Source organism: Agathobaculum sp. Marseille-P7918 (genome assembly GCF_900625105.1).
In the GTDB taxonomy this organism is placed as follows: Bacteria; Bacillota; Clostridia; order Oscillospirales; family Butyricicoccaceae; genus Agathobaculum.
In genome coordinates, this window is record NZ_UYYD01000009.1 from 73247 (window position 1) to 92972 (window position 19726).

The following is a 19726-nucleotide window of genomic DNA, read 5'->3' on the forward strand; positions in this document are numbered from 1 at the left end:
GAAACCAATGGACAGAAAGTTTTTGGAGGAGCTGGGGCTGGAAAAGGAGACGGTCGACAAGATCCTCGACAAGCACAGCGCGGACATCGGCAAGCACATGCGCACGATCGGCGCGCTCGAGGTGGAACGCGACGGCCTGAAAACCCAGCTGGGCGAGGCCAATCGCCAGCTCGAGGGCTTTGACCCGGACTGGAAACGCAAGGCGGAGGATGCGGAAAAGGATCTGCGCGCCAAGCGGTTCGACTTCGCGCTGGAAAAGGGGCTGGCGGCTTCGGGCGCGCGCAACCCCAAGGCACTGTCCGGCCTGATCGACGTGTCCAAGCTGACGCTAGGCGAGGGCGGTGAACTGACCGGACTGGACACGCAGCTCGAGGCGCTCAAAAAGGGCGAGGACACGGCTTTCCTGTTCCAGCAGGCGCAGACCAGCACGGGCTTGAGCCACGAGCGTGGCGGCGACCCCGGCGCAGACAAAAACGCACAGGCAAACGCGGCGCTCAGAGCCGCATTCGGAAAGGAGTAACAAACAATGCCCAATATGATTTCCCGACAGCAGGCGGAGGCGCTGATTCAGGAGCAGCTGGTCAGCACCATTCAGCAGGACACGCCCAAGAACTCTGCCTTTATGCAGCTGGCGCGCCGCTTGCCCAACATGACCAGCAAGGTGACCCGCATGCCGGTGCTCGATATGCTGCCGATGGCCTACTGGGTCAGCGGCGACAACGGCTTCAAGGGCACGAGCCAGCAGGCGTGGGACAATGTCTATCTGACCGCCGAAGAGCTGGCGGTCATCGTGCCGATCCCGGAGGCAGTCGTGGACGATGCGTCTTTTGACATCATGGGCGAGGTCACGCCGCGCGTGCAGGAAGCGATCGGCGTGTGCGTCGATCAGGCGGCGATCTTCGGCATCAACCGCCCGGCGGGCTGGCGCGCGGATATCATCACCGCGGCGCGGCAGGCGGGCAACAACGTCGCGCCCGGCAGCGACCTGTACGACGCGCTGCTCGGCGAAAACGGTGTGATCTCCAAGGTAGAGCTGGGCGGCCGCATGGTGACCGGCGCAGCGGCCTCCATGGCGATGCGCGGCAAGCTGCGCGGTATCAAGACCACGGATGGTCTGCCCATTTTCAAGACCGACATGCAGGGCGCAACGCAGTACGCGCTGGACGGCGCGCCCATGTACTTCCCGCAGAACGGCGCATTTGACACCTCGGTCGCGCAGCTGATTGTGGGCGACTGGTCGCAGGCGGTCTACTCGATCCGGCAGGATATCACGGTCAAGATCCTCGATCAGGGCGTTATTCAGGACCCGAGCACCAAGGACATCGTCTACAACCTCGCTCAGCAGGACATGATCGCGCTGCGCGTCACGTTCCGCATGGGCTGGGCGCTGCCCAATCCGGCGACGCGGCTCGACCCGAACCGCACCTATGTGCCGTTTGCATATCTTGAGCCGGCAACGCCCGTGACTACGCAGGCCGTGACCTTCACCGTAAAGGATGCGGAGGAAACGGCGGTCGCGGACGCGACGGTAAGTGTGGACGGCGCGCGCCTGAAGACCAACGAGAGCGGCGTTGCCGTATTCAACCTGCGCGCGGGCAGCTACAGCGCGCGCATCAGCAAGACCGGATACCGCCCGGCGACGCAGACCGTGACCGTGGCGGGCGCCGCAGTGCCGGTGGCGGTCGAGCTGGCCGAGGCGTAATAAGGAGGGCTGCCGCATGCTGAAAGTGGACTATGCGTTCTATACCGATGAATATGGCGGTGGCCCGATCCCCGCAGAGGCGTGGCCGCAGTACAGCCGCAACGCTGCCGCCTATGTGCAGGCGGTCACCTTTGGGCGGGCGTCGGACGGACTGCCCGAGCCGCTGCGGGATGCCTGCCGGATGGCGGTATGCGCGGTGGCCGAGGTGGATTTCGGGCAGGAGCAGGGCGGCGAGGTCGCCAGCGCCACGAACGACGGGTACAGCGAGACCTATGTCGTCAGCGGTAAAACGCCCGAGCAGCGCCGGTACGGCGCGGTTTCCCACTATCTGGCCATGACCGGCCTGCTGTATCAGGGAGGAGGGCCGCCGTGCTGCTTTGCAATGAGACCGTGACGCTGGTGCATGCGGTGCGCGGGGATGACGGCGAAACCTATGCCTGCACGCAGGTCACCGGCGCCAGCTGGTATGGCAAGGCGGTGACCGTCCCGTCTGCGGACGGCGCGCGCGTTCAGAATACCTACAAGGTGCGCATCCCGGCGGACAGCATGCCGCCGGGTGTGACGCCGTGCACGGGCGACTATCTGGTACGCGGGACGGTGACGCAGATCACGCGCGCGCCCGCGGATTTCGCGGCGCGGGAGTACTTTTTGATCTCGGCGGTCGGAGACAACCGGCGCGGCCGTTTGCAGCACTGGGCGGTGAGCGGCGCATGAAGGTTAAGACTGATATCCGTCCGGCTGCTATTCTGCGGGCACGCGGACTGGGGGACAGCGATCGGGCGAGGGTGTTCCTCGCAAACGAGGTCGCGCGCCTGTCCGACCCCTACGTTCCAATGCAGCAGGGCACGCTCAAAAACACCAAACAGATCGCGGGCAACGGCCGCACGATCACCTATTCCCATCCTTACGCGCATTACCAGTATGTCGGTGAGGTGATGGCCGGGCGCGCGCCCAAACACTACACCGGCAAGCCCTTGACCTACCACGGCGCGCCAATGCGCGGGGCGGCGTGGGACAAACGCATGCTGGCCGACCGGCGGGACGATTTGACGCAATCAGTCGCAAATTATGTAGGAGGGAAACCCAAATGACCAACATCGAAGCGGTGCGCGCATGGCTGCGCACCTATCCGCCGCTCGCCGAGGGGCGCATGGGCGTGGATTACCTGCCGGAGGAAGCGCAGACCTATTCGGTCGATAGTGTACCGGGGCCGGAGGTCGTCACACGCTATCTGGACGGCTCTTCGATTCGGCAGCTTGATTTCGTGCTCGCCTCGCGCGTGTTCTACGGTGACCAGATTGCTCAGAACACGGATAACCTCGAATGGTATGAGGCGTTTTCCGACTGGGTGCGCGCGCAGAACCGCAGGCCCAAGCACCTGCCGCAGCTGGCGGACGGCCGCATGGCGCGCGCGGTCGAGGTGACGACCAGTGGCTACCCGTTTCAGGTCTCGGACGACGGCCGGGCGCGCTACCAGATCCAACTCAAACTGACCTATTTCGAAAGGGGAACGAGAACATGAAGCTTTCCGAGCTGATGAGCGGCGTCACGCCCAATGCGGACTACGCCGGCATCACCAATACCGACGACTTTGTCCTTGCCATGGACATCGCGGCCGAGTCCACCGGCAAGATCGCGGACTATGTCGTGGTGCAGACCGGTGTGACCGCGGTTGATGCGCAGCTCAACCCGGAGACCGAGGACAAGACCTATCTGCGCACCGGCAAGTCGACCAATAAGACCGCCACGCAGCGCACGTTCAACATCACGGGCGACCGCTTTGAAGGCGACGAATTTCAGGATTTCGCCTGCGGCCACGCGATCAAGTTCGGCAAGGGGCAGACCATCGTCAAGCCCTATGTCTACTTCTCCATGCTGACCGGCAAGGGCGAGCAGGGACAGGCGGCGATCATCGTCAATTCGGACGGTTCGGGCGACGCAGGCGCGGCCGCCGAGGTCGATATCGACATCATGTGCAATAACTCCGCGCCGACCGAATACACCTATGCCGACGATTCCGGCACTTAAAACGGAGGGATTTCGATGGAAACCTACATCATCAACGGGCAGGAAGTTGAGTACGACACCTTTGAACTGTCCAACATGGAATTGTTCGACAGCGAGGTGCGCCGCATCGAGGCGGCGGTGCGCGGCTTGGACCCGCAGCGGGCCGCAGACAGCGATTACATCGCCGTGCTGCGCGAGCAGGCGGACAACATCATGGACTTTTTCGACACCGTGATCGGTGAGGGAACGTCGCGCAAGGTGTTCGGCGGCAAGGTAAACATCCGCGACCTTTCGCAGGCATACCGCGCGTTTACGCAGGATGTACTGCAAAAGCAGCGCACGGCCTTTGCCGTGCCGTCCACGTCCAACGCATCGGGCAACCGTGAGCAGAGACGCGCGGCCGAACGGGCGCAGCGCCGTGCTGCGGCGCGCCATGCGGCATCGGAAAAGGCACGCACGCAGACCGATGCGGCCGAACCCGTTTGAGCAGCTGCCGGACACGGTCGAGGTCGGCGGCGCGCGGGTGCGTATTGATCCGGATTTCCGGATCGGTGTTGCGATCGAGACCGAGATGCTGACCGATTCCCCGGACGTGGACGGGCTATTGCGCGCTTTTTATCCGGACGGCGTGCCACAGGACGTGGAGGCAGCGGCCGACCGCATGATCTGGTTCTACGCGCACACGGATGAAGCCGGGCAGGACGACGAGACGCCGAGCGGTAGCTCGGCGCGCTGGTATGATTTTACGCAGGACGCGGACGCGCTGCTGGCATCGTTCCAACAGGCGTACGGCATCGACCTCGAACGCGACAGCCTGCACTGGTGGAAGTTCCGGCGGCTGCTGTTCGGTCTGCCGCCCGAGACGCCGTTCATGCAGCGGGTGCATTATCGTGTGGCGGACCTTGACAAACTGCCCAAGGAGCAGCGGCGGCACTATCGCAAGATGCGCCGCCTGTACGCACTGCGTCAACCCGAGCGGCGCAAAATGACGGCGGCCGAGCGCGACGCGGCCATGAAGGCGCGCGTGCAGCGTCGGTTTGAGGAGGCACAACATGCCGCACAAGGTAAAATGCCCGTACTGCGGGTATGAAATGCCCCTGACATACGCGGAAAAGGCGGTATGCAGGGGCGTTTTTATCCGCTGCAAGGGGCGGAACTGCAAGAGAGTATTTGAAATCAAAATCGAGGAAAAAACCAAGTAGAGCCTGAGCTGCCGATGGTTTGCGCACGAAGGAGGTGCGACCATTGGCAGCGGACGGTTCGGTTATCATTCAGATTGACGGCGACGACAGCGGATTTGAGAAAACGCTCAAGGGGCTGAAAAGCGCAGCGAGCGGCGCGGTCAAGGGACTGGCGGCAGGGGCTGCCGCGGCGACCGCGGGCGTTGTGGCGCTTGGCAAGGCAGCGCTCGACAGCTACGCGAGTTATGAGCAGCTGGTCGGCGGCGTGGACACGCTGTTCAAAGAGAGCAGCGCAGCGGTGCAGCAGTATGCGGCGAACGCCTACAAGACCGCTGGCCTTTCCGCCAATGAATACATGTCGTCCATCACGGCGTTTTCCGCGTCGTTGCTGCAAAACCTCGGCGGGGATACGCAGGCGGCCGCGCAGCTGGCCAATCAGGCGGTCGTCGATATGGCGGACAACGCCAACAAGATGGGCACGAGCATGGAGAGCATCGTCGAGACCTACCAGAGTCTTGCGCGCGGCAACTACGAGATGCTCGACAACCTCAAGCTGGGCTACGGCGGCACCAAGGCCGAGCTGGAGCGGCTGGTCGAGGATGCGGAAAAGCTGACCGGACAGGCGCTTGACCCGGGCAAGTTCTCGGATATCATCACCGCGATCCATGCGGTGCAGACCGAAATGGGCATCACCGGCACGACCGCGCTTGAGGCTTCGACCACCATCGAGGGCAGCGTCGCGGCGATGGTCAGCGCGTGGAAAAACCTGTTGACCGGCATTGCAGATGATAATGCCGACCTCGGCGGGCTGGTGGACGGCTTTGTTGCGAGTGTCGAGACTGCGGCGGATAATATCCTGCCACGGTTGCAGGTGATTTTTTCCGGCATCGGCGATCTGATCGCCGCGCTTGCGCCCAAAATCGCGCAGGCGGTCCCGGCGCTGCTGAGCGATGTGCTGCCCGGCCTTGCGCAGGCGGCAGGCTCGATGCTGACCGCGTTCGGCGGCGCGCTGGTGCAAAACCTGCCGCTGCTGCTGTCCTCTGCGACGGCACTGGTCACCGGCTTTTTAAGCTATCTGCAAACCAACCTGCCGCAGATCGTGACGGCGGCGGGGCAGATTGTGCAGGCCATCGGCATGGCACTGCTGACGGCGGCGCCGCAGCTGCTATCTGCTGCGCTGGCGATTTTACAGAATATTGCATCGGGGATCGCCGCGAATCTGCCGACCCTGATTCCGGCGGCGCTGTCCATGCTGACCGAGATCAGCGGTGGGCTGCGGTCGGGCGTCGGGCAGCTGGTGGACGGCGCGCTCGCCATTGTGCAGGCAATCGGCAGCGGCATCATTCAGAGCCTGCCGGCGCTGATTGAAAGTGTGCCCGAGATCGTCACCAACATCGCGGGTATCATCAACGACAACGCGCCCAAGCTGGCCCAGACCGCGCTTAGCCTGATCGGTCAGCTGGCAGTGGGGCTCATACAAGCGATCCCGACGCTGGTCGCCAATATCCCGCAGATCATAGAGGCGATCGTGTCGGTCTTTCTGGCGTTCAACTGGCTCGATCTCGGCAAAACAATCATTACCGCGCTCAAAAACGGTATTTTGGCAATGGTCGGTACGGTGCAGGGCGCGGCCGGAAATGTACTGAGTGCGATCAATAATGCACTGCGCAACCTGCCGTCCACGCTGCTGAACCTCGGCAAGCAAGGGATACAGGGCCTGATTAACGGCATCAAATCGCTGCTCGGCTCGGTGGGCAGCGCGATGTCCGGCATCGCCAAGGCGATCGTAAATGGCGTCAAGTCGCTTCCAAGCCAGCTGCTGAATCTCGGCAAGCAGATCATTCAGGGTTTGGTCAACGGCATCAAGGCGGGCGCTTCCGGCGTGGTCAGCGCGATCGGCAGCGTGGTTTCGTCCGCGATCAGCAAGGCCAAGAGCGCTTTGGGCATTCATTCGCCGTCGCGCGTGTTCCGCGATCAAGTCGGTCTGATGATCATGCGCGGTATGGCGCTGGGTATGACCAAGGGCGAGCAGCAGGTGCTTGATGTGGCCGACTGGCTGAGCGACAAGCTGCTTGCCGAAGAACAGGACTTGCAGGAACAGATCGCCGCGATGGAACAGGCGGAGCGTGACCGTCGTGCAGCAGAGGAGCTTGCTGACCACGAGCGTACGATCAAAGAGAAGTATGCCGAGCTTGCCAAGGCGGAGACAGCCGAGCGGCAGAAGCTCGAGAGCGAGATCGCGCAGCTCGAGGCGGACTGGAACGAAAAACAGCTGCAAGCGCAGCGCGACGCGGAGCAGGAAAAGCTGCAGGCGCAGCTGGACACGCTGAGCGAGTTCAAAAAGCAGTATGAGGACGCGCTGGGCGAGATTCAGAAGTCGCAACAGAGTATGTCGGACAAGCTCGCGGATTACGGCGACCTGTTCCAGACGGTCAAGGACGGTTCGCGCGAGTGGATCGAACTGGGCGACTTGGAAGCGGACATCGACGCGATCACCCGGTACGGCGACGCGCTTGAGCAGCTCAAGGCACGCGGCATTTCGGACAGTCTGCTGGGCGAGATCACGTCGATGGACGTAGACGACGCGCTGGCCTATACCGACAAGCTGCTCGCGATGACCGACGACCGCTATGCCGAGTATATGGCGCTGTGGGAACAGAAGCAGCAGGCCGCGCAGCAGGTGGCCGCGCAGTTCTACCAGAGCGAGATCGACACGCTGGGGCGCGAGTTCGTGGACAAGATCCCGGAGGAACTCGAGGGCGTCCGGGAGGAAATGGCCGACATCGGCGTGCAAAGCATACAGGGACTGATGGACGGCATGCTGTCACAGGCGGGCGTGCTGTTTTCGGCGGCACGCACCGTGATCACCGGCGCGATGGACGCTATGCGGGACGAAGCGGAAATCCACAGCCCGTCTCGCAAGACGGCCAGTTTGGTCGGTGCACCGCTCGCGCAGGGTGTGGGCATCGGGTTTGACAAGGCCTATCCGGCGGTGATGGCCAAGCTGAAAAACGCTTTTGCGGCGTCCATGGCGCAGACCTCGGCACGCATGCGCAGCCTGACCGATCAGCCGGGCGGCTTTGGCGTGCGCACCCAGCACACTGTGCAGACCATCAACCGCAACACGACCAGTACGATGCGCGTCGTGCCGGACGGGCGCGGTATCTTCACGCTGGTGGAGGAGGAGAGCCGCCGGCGCGGCAAATCCATGATTTCCGGAAAGGGGCTGGTGACCTGATGTTTTCAATCGACGGGGTAACATATGACGGCGTGCTGGTTTCCAGCCTGCGGCGCAGCTTTGCGATCCGGGACGGCAAGAACAGCGGCACGGCGCAGTCGGGCAAGACCATTCGCGACATCACCGGCACCTATTTTGCCTATGAGCTGACGATTGACGCATCACTGCTCACGCCGGACGAATACGACAGCCTGTATGAGGTGCTGTGCGAGCCGGTGGCAAGCCATGTAGTGGTGTTCCCGTATGGGCAGACCACCTACCAGTTTGAAGCGGAGATTTTGGAAGGTTCGGACGACCTCATTCTGTGCGAGCCGGATTACAACCACTGGGAAGAACTCACGATCACATTTCAGGCGCGAAAGCCGAACAGGGTGCCGGTATGAACAACAGACTGTTATTCGGAAAACGGGAGTTTTCCACCGAAAACGACAAACTGCTCGACGCGCAGCTTTATGTCAGCGACAGTCTGGTTGCGGATGAGCTGGGCGTGGATACGCTGACAGCGAACGTCGTCGATCAGAGTGCGCAGACCCGTCTGCTTGCGGCGGAGGGCATGCTGGTAACTGCGGGCAGCGGGCTGCTGATCGCCAAAGGCGATAGGCACAGCATTGCGGCCTATGCCTACGGCGCGCCGGTCTATGCCTACCACGGCGACACACTGCTCGGCAAGTTCTTCTTTAAGAATGCAGTGCGTGACGGCAGCGTGTTTTACACGGTCAGCTGCGTGTCCGGTGTCGGGCTGCTGCTCGATAGCGACCACTACGGCGGCCTGTACGCCGGAGAGACTGCGGGCGCGGTGATCGCGGACATCATCGGCGGCATCGTGCCGTATACGATTGCGTCCGATGTGGCCGCGACCCTGTTGTTTGGCTGGCTGCCGGTCGGCGTGCGGCGTGACAACCTGCGCGCAGTGCTGTTCGCGATCGGCGCGGTGCTGCAAAAGGACACGGCGGGGGAGATCCGTATCGTGTACCCCGCGGCGGCAGCTGCGTCTCAAATCGCGGACGACGACATCTATGAGGGCGGCAGCGTGGATCTGGACACGCCCGTGACCGGCGTGGACGTGACCGAACATAGCTATCTGGTGCTGCCGTCGGATAGCGTCGAAACCCTGTATGACGGTGAAGTGGCAGCGGACACGATCACGACGCCGGGCGGCAGGACGGTATTCGGCGCGCTGGTGACGTTTTCCGCACCGTACCACGACCTGCACGCGGAAAACGGTACGATTTTGGAATCCGGCGTCAACTACGCAGTATTGGGGCAGTCTCCGTCCTGCGTGCTGACCGGCAGCGCCTACACGCACACGACGCGCATTGTCAGCCGCCGACAGACTGGTGGAACGCCCAATGTACTGAGTGCGAAAGAGGCTTATCTGGTCAATTCGCTCAACTCTGAGCTGGTCGCGGATCGCCTGATGGGATATTACGCGAATGCGCGCTTGATCTCAAGCGACATTGTTATGCACAGCGAAGCGCCGGGCGACCATGTTGCGCTGACAGACCCATTCGGCGACGCGGAGGACGGCTATATCCGAGACATGGACATTGTCGTTTCTGGTATCCTCAAAGCGTCCTGTACGGTTGCAGCGAATTACACACCCACGTCGGGCGGCAACTACTATGAGCATGTGCTGATTATCACAAGCAGCCAGACGGTCACGGTGCCGGCTGCATGTAAGGGTAAGATCCGGGCGGTGCTGATTGGCGGCGGGCACGGCGGCTATCTGGGCAATCCGGGCGAGACGGGCACATCGAGCTGGGACAACATCAACCCTGCGACCGCAGGCGGCGAACCCGGTGAGGCGGGCGAAGGCGGACGCGTGTTTGTCGTCACCTTGGCAGCGCAGCCCGGACAGCAGTTTGCGGTTTTGATCGGCACGGGCGGCATTGGTGCAACCCAAAGCACCGCGGCACAAGAGGGTGGTGCGACCACCTTTGGCAGCTATTCATCCGCAGACGGTTTTCCGAGCGAGGACGGTTACATCGACGCGCTCAATGGCGTGGCGTACGCCGTTCCGGGTGGACAGGGCGTTGCAGGCGGCCATGGGCAGTCGTCCAGCGGCGAAGGCACGAACGTCGTGTGGAACGGCGCCACCTATGTGCCCGGCGAGCGGGGTGAAAGCGATGATCACGGAAGCTATGACGCTTATGGTGGCTATGGCGGTGGCCCGGCAGTCGGTGCAAATGGTGAAAACGGCAAAAACGGCCGCTTTTCCGGAACGAATTACTTTGCAAATGGCGGTGACGGCGGTGCTGGTGCAACACCGGTCAAGGCGCCCAACGGGACGATCCGTGGACAGGGCGGCTATGGTGGTCACGGCGGCGGTGGCGGCGGTGAAGGCGGCGGCACACATGGCCAAAGTAGCAGTGAGTCATCGCCCGGCGCATCCGGTACACCCGGCCAAGGCGGCGAGGGCGGCGACGGCGCGGACGGTATTCTGCTGATTTATTACTGAGGAGGTGTCTTTGTGGCACATCAGACTGAAATAGTTGTGAATGGCGTGGTTACCGAGGTGACCGAGTTCGACCATACCGCACAGGAAATCGACGATTCTGTTGATAGAGCAATGTTAAGTTTGCTGGCCGTTGCGGCGGCCGTAGCTTATAACCCGTCCGGAACATATGTAATAGGAGACTATTGCACGAATGACGGAAACTTGTATAAATGCAATACACCCATCGAGAGCGGTGAGGCGTGGAACGCGGCGCACTGGACGGCGACGACCGTCGTCTCGGAGCTGGCGGACGTAAGGGCGTCTTTGTCAAATAAGGTTTCTTATATAGGTCCGCCATTGGACAATATAGCGATTGCAACGCAGATTACAGCATCACTTTTTGGGTTTAACAACACATGCCCAGATGATCCGTATGGCGGTTCGTCAGGTGTTGGCATTACGATTCCCGGGTGGGAAAATGGCGTGTGGGGAACACAAATTGTATTTGACTATAACGGACGGGCACCTTTTTTTCGCACGTTTTTTTCATTCGGTCAGTCGGTTGGAGATTGGATAAAACTTGCCACCGCCACACCGCCACAAGAATATGAACTACCGCTGGCGGCTGATATCACTAATTACGCAACAAGCGTTTATCATAAAAACCAATTCAATGAAGTTTCGGTGCGAGTCTCTGTATCAGTAACTAACGCTATACAAAATGGTGCAACAATTGCGACGCTCCCGGAAGGATTTCGGCCTATGAAAGCCATTGATACGGACGCAACAGGTTATGTTTCTGGCTCCTCGTGGTTTGCGTGCCGACTGGTAATACAGCCATCCGGAGCGGTACAGGTGTATTGGGGAATTGGATCGTCAGTTGCAACATTTATCGTCGGATCGTTTGAACCATATTTGGCAATTGGTTAACTCTCGGACAGAAATTCTGTTGTTCCATATAATGATGCGATCTTCATCGCATCGGTTTCAGAAAGGAAAGATGCAGTTATGTCTCCATTGGATGAAATATACATATTGACGGGATGACGATCCGATATAGAGTTAGGATTGCTATTTCCATAGCCAACTACCGCAAAGCTTGTTTTCGGACGAAAACCCTCCGGAAGTGTCCCTAAAATCTCATTGTTTGTGATTGTTCCCGAATCCTTCACCGCCGCCATATAAACTCTGACAATTCCAAACTGGTCTTTGGAGTATTTTGCTGTCCCTGAGATTCCATCTACCAGTGGTAGATTATATTCCTGCGGTGGTGTACCGGTAGCGACTCGATACCACGGGGATACCGAATCATTGACAGCTTTACGCCAATAACGCTCCCCATCGGTGTAAAACACCTCTTGTGCACCATTCTGTTTAGTGAAATCCTCATACGAATATAGCGTTATTATTCCGTATCCGGATTTGGGCAAGCCGGTAATATGAGGCTGAAATGAAGCTACCATAGTACGATCATATGTTAATTTATCTACTTGGCTCTGCGTGACACTACCTATTTGCATGACCTTATTTGACAAAGACGAACCAAAGGAAGTGAAAAAGAAATGAACTACAAACACTGCTGCGTCGTCGGTGCGGACGGCGCATATAAAACCTTTGTTCTTGTGCTGCTGGAGCAGGACGAGGACGGTGAAACCACTGAAACCGTGCAGGGCTACAAGCTCGCCGAGGGCGAACGCCTGCTCGACGTGCTGCCGCCCATCATCAAAGTTCACGCGGGCAGTCCCGGCTTTGTTTGTCCCTGTTGGGATGAGGACGCGGAAACATGGGTCGAGGGCGCAACCGCCGAGGAGCTGTCCGCATGGGAGGCTGAGCACCCCGCGCCCGTGGTCGATCTGGACACGCTGCGTGAAGCCAAGCAGGCGGCCAATAAAAAGGCCCTCGCGGACTGGCTCGCCGCTCATCCTCTGACGTGGACAGACGGCAACGTCTATGGCACCACAAAAGAGGATCAGGATGAAATGGCACTCAACTACATGCAGTATCAGCTGGCCGTATCGGCCAATCAGCCCGCCGTGCTGGAGTGGCACACGCAGAAAAAGCGCTGCTACACGTTTAGCGTTGAGGATTTTACGGCATTGTCGCTGGCTATTGCAGCGTATGTTTATCCATATCTTAGGTATCAAGAGGCGGTCAAGGAAGCCATCTACATGGCGCAGAGCAAGGAGGAGTTGGATGCAATCGAGATCGACTACGGCAGCGTCGGTGCTGCTGCATAGCGTGCTCGCCGTGATCGGCGGGCTGGTGTACATGGGTATCGAGATCCTTTGGCGCGGACACACGCACTGGTCAATGGGGATCTTGGGCGGGGTGTGTTTCGTCCTGATCGGCTTGCTCGACGAGTGGCAGGACCACCCGCCGCTCTGGCTGCAAATGCTGGAGGGCGCGGCGCTTGTGACCGCGCTCGAGCTGATCACCGGACTGATCGTCAACCGGTGGCTTGGCTGGAATGTGTGGGACTATTCCGACGTGCCGCTCAATCTTTGGGGGCAGGTGTGCCTGCCGTTTGCGGTCGCGTGGTTTTTTCTGTCGGCGCTGGCCGTGTGGCTCGAGAACGCACTGCATCGGTTGGCGAAGTTGGTTTATCGATGGGGTGCCACTAAGCGATAATCTGCGTGTAGGCGCGCTGCACGGCCGCCTGCGACACATGCGCGTAGATCTGCGTGGTGTCCAGACTGGTGTGGCCGAGCAGCTGCTGGATGATCGTGATGTTCATGCCGGCTTCGAGTGCGTGTGTGGCGAAAGTGTGCCGCAGCTGGTGGGGCACCAGACGGCGCTCCAGCCCAGCGCGGCAGCCGATCGCGCGCGTGGTTTTCTCGATCTGGCGCGGGCCGGGCAGCAGGCGGGTTGCGTGCGGGTGGCGCTGCAGGTATTCGACGATCAGCAGTTTGGCGCGCGTGGAGAAGTAGACAAAGCGGGTCTTGTTGCCCTTGCCGATCACGGTCAGCGACCGCGCCTGTAGATTGACCGCTTGCGGCGGCAGGTGGGCCAGCTCGGACAGGCGGCAGCCGGTGGATAGCAGCAGCTCCAGCAGCAGCTGCTCGCGCAGCGAGGTGCAGGCCTGCCGGGCACGCTCGACGCTGTCCGCGCACAGGGGCTGCCGGGTGCGCAGACGGTCGGGCTTGGCCGAGCGGATCTTGTCGCAGGGGTTGCGCGGGATCTGCTCCTCGCGCACCAGCCACGAGAAGAACGACCGCAGGCTGTTGAGATAGGTAGCGGCGCTATTGGGCTGCAAGCCGCGCTCGGCCTGCAAATAGGACAGAAAGCCGCGCATATCCGCGGTCGTGACGCGGGCAGGCGCTTTCTGGCGGGTGTACCCGCCGAACAGGCGCAGCACGTCGGCGTAGTTTTTGAGCGTGCGGGCGGACAGGCCGTCCACGCGCTTAGCGTCAAGAAACTGGCGGCAGCTGGCGGAAAAAGACAGGTGGGCAGCGCGGGGCGTGATCTCGTATTTGTCCAGACAGACCCAGAGCCGGCGGCGCAGGGCGTTGTCCGCGCCGGTTATGGCGCACAGCTCGGCAAACAGGGCGGAAACGGGTTGCAGGTTCATGGCAATACCTCCTTTTCGCCAGCATACCAGACTGCGCAAGCTTTGAACAGGGTTGACCGAAAGACGTAAAAAAGCGCCCATGCCGGGCGCCAAAATAGAAAGGAGAACTTACAATGGATCAGTTATTCACCGCGTTTGCGGACAAGGCAAACCTCATCGGTGCGGCGGTGGTCGCGGTGCTCAGCTGGGCGTTCGGCGCGCACTGGCAGGTGTTCGTGCTGTTTCTGGCGCTCAACGTCGTCGATTTCATCTATGGTATGCTGAAGGCCAAGCGGACGGACACGCTGTCGAGTGCCAAAGGGGCAAACGGCATCTGCAAAAAGGTCAGCTATTGGGTTGTGATCGCGTTGTCGTTCGCCGTGTCCGAGGTGCTGGTGGACTTTGGTGAGACGATCGGCGCGCCGCTTTCTTTCCTGCGGCTGCTCGGCTGGTTTACGCTGGGCGTGTACATCCTCAATGAGCTGACAAGCATCGTGGAAAATCTGGTGGTGCTGGGTTACGACGTGCCGGAGATCTTCGTGCGCGGACTGAACGCAGCGCACAGCGTGGTCGATGCGGCAGGGGACAAGGTGCTGCCGGAACAGACGGAGGAGGACAAGGACGAATGAAAATCATCGAATGCAATCTGCCGCGAAACGGCAATTTCACGCGCCGCAGTAAGACCGACGAGGTCATCCTGCACCACGCGGAAGCGTCTAGCGCGACCGTGTGGGATATCAACGACTGGCATCTGGATAATGGCTGGACGGGCATCGGCTACCACTATTACATCCGCAAGGACGGCAGTGTGTACCGAGGCCGCCCGGAGTGGGCGCTCGGCGCGCATGCGGTCGGCCACAACGACCGCTCGATCGGCATCTGCTGCGAGGGCGCGTACATGACCGAGACCATGCCGGCGGCGCAGTTGGCGAGCCTCAAGGCGCTGCTGCGGGATATCATGGGGCGGTACGGCAAGTTGACGCTGCTCCGACACAAAGATGTCAACAGTACCGACTGCCCGGGCAAGAACTTCCCGTGGTCGGAGGCGCAGAACTACATGAACGAAGAGAAGGAGGACGACGAAGTGATCGAGACGAAAAACGTTTTGGTTGACGGCAAGGAATATGCCTGCGAGTGCATTGAAAAGGGCGGCAACAACTTTGTCAAGCTGCGGTCGCTTTCACAGGCGGGATATTCGGTGGTGTTCGACGCCGCACGCCAGCTGCCCGCGATCACCGCGCCGCAGTGCCGCACGTTCGTGCCGGACGGTGATGAAGCAGTGCAGGACGCGATCGACACGCTGCAGGAGAAGTGCGGTTTGGAGGAAAAGACGATTAACTATCTGCGCAGGTATGAATACGGCGATGAGTTGGTGACCAAGCTGGCAAAGGCAATGGAATAGTGGTGTTCAATTTGGACACGGGAAAGCCCGGGGCGTTGTGCTTCGGGCTTTTTGGCGTTTGGCGTTGTTTTCGATGGCTTTGTAGTTAGTTTCGGCGCTTATATTATGTAAAGCGACCCCTTTATATTTCTAAATAAAAATAATTTGGTAGAATAGGTTTACAAATTCAATTAAAAATGGTAATATGGTTACATCAAATTATTTTAACCGGAGGACTACTTGATGCTTCAGATTGTGAACCATGAAAAAATAATCACCAATGCGTTCCCGATGGATGTGATGAGACAGATGAGCGCAGGTATCAATCTGGCATATTCTTGCGCTGATCAGTTGGTTGACGGGAATGAGATACTCAACTGGACAGTCGGACGTGAATTTCTGGGATATTTCAGAAATATTGCTGTTGAGTTTCAGCTTAAAAGGTTAATTGAGACCACAAATTGTGGCCTTAGTTATCGATTGGCTCCCAATCGTGCACATAATTATCAGCATGTCGAGATACTTTCACAAGACTGTGTCATGACGATTAGCCAAGTTCATAGCAAGTATGCGTATCCGAGAGAAGCTAAGTATCGTAATGCATTGGCATCAAATAATCAGATTATTTTTAACGAGTTTCAAGAAAATGATGATGATGTTATAAATCATTATCTCATTTTAACACACGGTACAATGCGAAATGAATTGTGGCAGGAGCCGGATTTTATTGGCATTGGCTATCCGACGGCGGAATGCAATGGATGGAACGCGTTTTTAGACTTGACAACATGTGATAATGATGGTTTGATTATAGAAGACTCCTCGCTTAAGGATGCCGAAGCGGCGCTTAAGATTGAGTTGGAGACTGCAATTGCTACAATTAAAAATGCTTAAATTAAGGTGAGAAAAATGAAACGCATAGGCCTTGGGAATGTGGACGTAAGTTTGCTGGGAGCAAGAATACGTGAGGCTCGGCAGGCGCGCGGATATTCTGCTCAAGAGCTAGCCAAGCTTTTGGGGGTAACAAGACAAGCTGTTTCACGATACGAAAATGGAGACCTTTCTCCCAAAAGTCAAACGATCGCTGATTTATCACGATATTTAAATCTACCGGTTTCTTTTTTTACAATGGAGGACTATGAGTATAAAAAGTTAGGGACTGTCTTCTTTCGTAGTCGAAAGACTGCCGATGCAAAAAATAGGGATATGATTAGGGTAAGGAATAAGTGGGCGTTTATGGTCTTCCAAGAGTGCAATAAATACCTAACAATGCCACAAGAAGTCATTCCCAATTATGATAATTTGATTGAAAAAGGAATAACAAATGAATGCATAGAAGAAATTGCTATGCAATTAAGAAAAGATTGGGGATTGGGACTAGGACCAATTCCTAATCTAACTCTTTTATTAGAAACCAAAGGATTTGTAATTTCTGGTGCTGATACAGAACAGGAAAAAGCAGATGCCTGCTCTCAGCGAATCGATGGTCGTCCGTTTGTTTTTTCTGTGCGAGATAAAAGGTCAACATGTAGAACTCGCTTCAGTCTAGCGCATGAACTAGGGCACTTGGTTCTACACCAAGATATTTCAGAAGAAGAATTATTATCCAACAAAGAACTTTTTAATTCAGTGGAAAAACAGGCAGATCGGTTTGCGTCATGCTTTTTGTTGCCACAAGAAAGCTTTAGACGCGAAGTAATGTCAGTGTCGCTTAGACATTTGATCACGTTGAAACAACGATGGAAAGTTTCTATTGCTGCTATCATATATAGATGTAGTGATTTAGGATTGTTTACAGAAAACCAAGTATTATACTTGCGAAAGCAAATGTCAGCGCAGCATATGAGAAAAGTGGAACCGTTGGATGATGAAATTCCAGCTGAGATACCGCAAATGCTTGGAATTGCTGTAAGGAAATTGATTGAAGCAGGAATTTACACTAAAAATGCATTTGTAGATAGGTTTTGTTTATCTCCAAAAGATGTAGAAGAAATTTGTTCTTTGCCGAAAGGCTTTTTTGATCAAACGAATCAAAAAATGGATAATGTTATTCACTTAAACTTTGGAACTATTTAATTACTTCTATAATTTAGCATCCAGATATTTTTTGGTTGAGAAACAGCATGTTTTTTTGTGTAATCATAGTACCATTGAGAATAGTTAGGTTAAAAAAGCTTTATATGAAACACAAGAGTATCGTTTAGATCATTGACATCAGGTTTCAACCGCCTGTGTGTAATCTGGCGATATTCTTGTTGCTTTTTGGGTAGTATAAGAAACAAAATAAAGCAATAAAAAGCATATTTAGTTGGGGAAAATGCGCTTATGGTAAGACAGGTTACATGCAGGAAAACCCGATTGTTATTGCTCAATAAATTTTAATTTTGGGTCATTTTTGGCGCAACCGCCTATTTTCTTAGACTTCCTGCGGCCTTATCCCACACTGTAAATCTGTCGTCTATGACTTCGGTGGTTCGAATCCACCACCTCCCACCAGAATCTAAACCGACCTTTTCTTTTGAAAAGGTCGGTTTTTTCAACTTCTTGTAGGTTTTGCTGAAAATGGTGCAGGTAAGAAATGGGAGATTTCTGTCATTTTTCTGTCATTTCTCTCCGGAAGCGCGAGACGGCTTTGGGACGATCGCATTTGATAAGGTGGCTGCCAGCTTCGATCGGGCGCGTACGGTGACATGTGCATAGGTGTCGGCAGTCAGGGTAAAATTCTTGTGCCCGAGCCAGTCCTGTACTTCTTTGAGCGATGCGCCTTCTTCCAGCAGCAGAGTCGCACAGGAGTGGCGCAAATCGTGAAAACGAATGTGGCGAAGCCCGATGCGCTCAAGCAGCAGGGGAAAGTTCCGTGTTACCAAATCAGGTTTGATCAGCTGCCCGACCGAATCGACGCAGACATAATCACTCCATTCCGTATGGTAGGCGCTGCCTAACAACAGCCGCTGCTTTTGCTGCCGTCGGTGTAAATCGTGCAAATAGGTTGCTAGTTCGCGCGGCAGAGCAAGTACACGATAGCTGGAGGGTGTTTTCGGCGCTTTGTAGTAAATGGCATCAGCGCTTTTGGTTTTGCGGCCGCAGCGTGTGGAGATAGAACCCTGCACACAGATCGTGCCGCGTGCAAAGTCAACGTCGCTCCAGCGCAGGCCGATTGCCTCACCGCGACGAAATCCCAACCAAACCGCTAATGTGACCGGGACTTCGATGGATTCGCCGCGTACATGCTCGAGTAGATAGCGAAGTTCCTCGACTGTGTAATAAGCGCCAATGTATTTCTGCTTTTGCGGCATCAAAACGTTGTCGGCAGGATTTTGCCGGAGCCGTCCGGTCTGTACAGCGCGCCGCAGCGCTTTATGAATATTGCTGTGATACCGATGGATTGTTACAGCTTTCACCTGTTCTTCAAAAAGTTTTTTGCGGTAAAACGCTTCTATGTCCTGTGCAGTCAAATCAACCAGCTTGATGGAGCGCTCATCGAACCAAGGACAAATCCGGTTGTTGACTTGAAGACGGTATTCATAAAAGGTAGAAGGCGATACCGTAGGTTCAATTTCTTCGAGCCAAAGCCGGAGATAGTCGGAAAACAAAATATCGGAGTAGTTTGGACAGATTTTTTGCTCCCACTCCGCCAGCGTTTGCTGGCGGAGTTTTTCTGCTTTTCGTTCATTTTTGGCAGTGGCAGCAAGACCTGTGGCGCAGTTTTTGCGAAAGCGTTTGCCATGCTCGTTCCATTGCACCAAAATATAATAGTGTCCGGATTTTTCATAAATCGTAGCAGTCATTTGATTTAGCCTCCTTGCCTCCTTTCCCGACTGCTTGCTGTGTTACGGTATCCTTATTGTAACAAGTGGTTTGTAAATACGCAAGCAAGTAGCAGCGGGGAATACGAATCGAACGACCAACGCGCAGATGTTGAATTTGGCCGCTGGAAAGTAAATGATATGCGGTGTTACGTCCAATATGGAGTATGTGCTGCAAGTCAGAAACGGTCATCAAATCCGGACAGTCAATATCATCCAGCAAGAAGTGTTTAGACATATCGCTCATCTCCTTCTCGCAGGGACGCGAGATAGATGCGCGTCACATCCTCGCGCTCATGTCCCAGCAGGCGGGATACCTGCCGACAGGCGGCGTGCTCGTCCAGCCCTTGCTTGCGGCAGGTCAGATATTGCTCGACCGCGTATGTATGGCGCAGGCCGTGGCAGGTCAGCGGACGGTGTCGGTCGG

The 19726-nt window shown here is 57.0% G+C and carries 23 protein-coding genes and 1 pseudogene; 19 read left to right on the top strand and 5 right to left on the bottom strand.

Annotation, left to right across the window (positions count from 1 at the left end; genetic code table 11):
• The first annotated feature begins 7 nt into the window (after positions 1-7).
• The 13 genes from EJL02_RS11285 to EJL02_RS11340 all read left to right on the top strand — a co-directional run bounded on the left by EJL02_RS11285 (position 8) and on the right by EJL02_RS11340 (position 11495).
• The gene (locus EJL02_RS11285) at positions 8-520 is read left to right on the top strand and encodes a phage scaffolding protein (protein WP_125116489.1); all 513 of its coding nucleotides are present in this window, start codon (positions 8-10) and stop codon (positions 518-520) included.
• Between the two features lie 6 nt (positions 521-526).
• Positions 527-1702 carry a phage major capsid protein gene (locus EJL02_RS11290; RefSeq protein WP_125116490.1) on the top strand — a complete coding sequence of 392 codons (1176 nt, stop codon included), beginning with the start codon at positions 527-529 and terminating at the stop codon, positions 1700-1702.
• 16 nt (positions 1703-1718) lie between these two features.
• A complete protein-coding gene (locus tag EJL02_RS11295) occupies positions 1719-2096 on the top strand; it encodes a hypothetical protein (RefSeq protein ID WP_125116491.1) in 378 nt (125 codons plus the stop codon).
• A complete protein-coding gene (locus tag EJL02_RS11300) occupies positions 2072-2416 on the top strand; it encodes a DUF6751 family protein (protein ID WP_125116492.1) in 345 nt (114 codons plus the stop codon). The genes EJL02_RS11295 and EJL02_RS11300 overlap by 25 nt, the downstream gene beginning before the upstream one ends.
• Positions 2413-2793: a minor capsid protein gene (locus EJL02_RS11305; protein WP_125116493.1), complete on the top strand. Its 381-nt coding sequence runs from the start codon at positions 2413-2415 to the stop codon at positions 2791-2793. The genes EJL02_RS11300 and EJL02_RS11305 overlap by 4 nt, the downstream gene beginning before the upstream one ends.
• Positions 2790-3224 (top strand): chloramphenicol resistance protein, encoded by a 435-nt coding sequence (locus EJL02_RS11310; RefSeq protein WP_125116494.1) that lies wholly within the window; start codon positions 2790-2792, stop codon positions 3222-3224. Before EJL02_RS11305 ends, EJL02_RS11310 begins: the two co-directional genes overlap by 4 nt.
• A complete protein-coding gene (locus tag EJL02_RS11315) occupies positions 3221-3730 on the top strand; it encodes a phage tail tube protein (RefSeq protein ID WP_125116495.1) in 510 nt (169 codons plus the stop codon). Before EJL02_RS11310 ends, EJL02_RS11315 begins: the two co-directional genes overlap by 4 nt.
• Positions 3731-3745: 15 nt before the next feature.
• Positions 3746-4195, top strand: a complete 450-nt coding sequence (locus EJL02_RS14220) for a DUF6673 family protein (RefSeq protein ID WP_164510402.1) — start codon at positions 3746-3748, stop codon at positions 4193-4195.
• Positions 4176-4799 carry a Gp15 family bacteriophage protein gene (locus tag EJL02_RS11320; protein WP_164510403.1) on the top strand — a complete coding sequence of 208 codons (624 nt, stop codon included), beginning with the start codon at positions 4176-4178 and terminating at the stop codon, positions 4797-4799. Before EJL02_RS14220 ends, EJL02_RS11320 begins: the two co-directional genes overlap by 20 nt.
• 155 nt (positions 4800-4954) lie before the next feature.
• Positions 4955-8128, top strand: coding sequence for a phage tail protein (locus tag EJL02_RS11325; RefSeq protein ID WP_125116497.1), 3174 nt, complete (start codon positions 4955-4957; stop codon positions 8126-8128).
• Positions 8128-8511, top strand: coding sequence for a hypothetical protein (locus EJL02_RS11330; protein WP_125116498.1), 384 nt, complete (start codon positions 8128-8130; stop codon positions 8509-8511). Before EJL02_RS11325 ends, EJL02_RS11330 begins: the two co-directional genes overlap by 1 nt.
• Positions 8508-10586: a hypothetical protein gene (locus tag EJL02_RS11335; protein ID WP_125116499.1), complete on the top strand. Its 2079-nt coding sequence runs from the start codon at positions 8508-8510 to the stop codon at positions 10584-10586. Before EJL02_RS11330 ends, EJL02_RS11335 begins: the two co-directional genes overlap by 4 nt.
• 12 nt (positions 10587-10598) lie before the next feature.
• Positions 10599-11495 (top strand): hypothetical protein, encoded by an 897-nt coding sequence (locus tag EJL02_RS11340; RefSeq protein ID WP_125116500.1) that lies wholly within the window; start codon positions 10599-10601, stop codon positions 11493-11495.
• On the opposite strand, the gene EJL02_RS11345 is transcribed toward EJL02_RS11340, so the two are convergent.
• Complete coding sequence (locus EJL02_RS11345; protein ID WP_125116501.1) at positions 11492-12142, bottom strand: hypothetical protein; 651 nt, start codon at positions 12140-12142, stop codon at positions 11492-11494. The genes EJL02_RS11340 and EJL02_RS11345 overlap by 4 nt on opposite strands.
• Between EJL02_RS11345 and EJL02_RS11350 the strand changes: the two genes are divergently transcribed.
• On the top strand, positions 12128-12802 hold the full coding sequence (locus EJL02_RS11350; protein ID WP_125116502.1) for a hypothetical protein: 675 nt from the start codon (positions 12128-12130) through the stop codon (positions 12800-12802). The genes EJL02_RS11345 and EJL02_RS11350 overlap by 15 nt on opposite strands.
• Positions 12759-13193, top strand: a complete 435-nt coding sequence (locus EJL02_RS11355) for a putative ABC transporter permease (RefSeq protein ID WP_125116503.1) — start codon at positions 12759-12761, stop codon at positions 13191-13193. Before EJL02_RS11350 ends, EJL02_RS11355 begins: the two co-directional genes overlap by 44 nt.
• Here the strand turns inward: EJL02_RS11355 and EJL02_RS11360 are convergent.
• A complete protein-coding gene (locus EJL02_RS11360; protein WP_164510404.1) occupies positions 13183-14133 on the bottom strand; it encodes a tyrosine-type recombinase/integrase in 951 nt (316 codons plus the stop codon). The genes EJL02_RS11355 and EJL02_RS11360 overlap by 11 nt on opposite strands.
• Positions 14134-14246: 113 nt before the next feature.
• On the opposite strand from EJL02_RS11360, the gene EJL02_RS11365 reads away from it, so the two are divergent.
• The 4 genes from EJL02_RS11365 (at position 14247) to EJL02_RS11380 (ending at position 17569) form a co-directional block, all read left to right on the top strand.
• Positions 14247-14741: a phage holin family protein gene (locus EJL02_RS11365; protein WP_125116505.1), complete on the top strand. Its 495-nt coding sequence runs from the start codon at positions 14247-14249 to the stop codon at positions 14739-14741.
• Positions 14738-15514, top strand: coding sequence for an N-acetylmuramoyl-L-alanine amidase (locus EJL02_RS14475; protein ID WP_125116506.1), 777 nt, complete (start codon positions 14738-14740; stop codon positions 15512-15514). The genes EJL02_RS11365 and EJL02_RS14475 overlap by 4 nt, the downstream gene beginning before the upstream one ends.
• Positions 15515-15736: 222 nt before the next feature.
• Positions 15737-16387, top strand: coding sequence for a hypothetical protein (locus tag EJL02_RS11375; protein WP_125116507.1), 651 nt, complete (start codon positions 15737-15739; stop codon positions 16385-16387).
• A gap of 15 nt (positions 16388-16402) precedes the next feature.
• The gene (locus EJL02_RS11380) at positions 16403-17569 is read left to right on the top strand and encodes a helix-turn-helix domain-containing protein (RefSeq protein ID WP_125116508.1); all 1167 of its coding nucleotides are present in this window, start codon (positions 16403-16405) and stop codon (positions 17567-17569) included.
• Between the two features lie 527 nt (positions 17570-18096).
• Here the strand turns inward: EJL02_RS11380 and EJL02_RS11385 are convergent.
• The 3 genes and pseudogenes from EJL02_RS11385 to EJL02_RS14225 form a co-directional block, all read right to left on the bottom strand.
• A complete protein-coding gene (locus EJL02_RS11385) occupies positions 18097-19281 on the bottom strand; it encodes a tyrosine-type recombinase/integrase (protein ID WP_125116509.1) in 1185 nt (394 codons plus the stop codon).
• The gene (locus EJL02_RS11390; RefSeq protein WP_125116510.1) at positions 19262-19537 is read right to left on the bottom strand and encodes a helix-turn-helix domain-containing protein; all 276 of its coding nucleotides are present in this window, start codon (positions 19535-19537) and stop codon (positions 19262-19264) included. The genes EJL02_RS11385 and EJL02_RS11390 overlap by 20 nt, the downstream gene beginning before the upstream one ends.
• Positions 19530-19726, bottom strand: a pseudogene (locus EJL02_RS14225) (site-specific integrase); the annotation flags it as partial. The gene EJL02_RS11390 and the pseudogene EJL02_RS14225, both read right to left, overlap by 8 nt.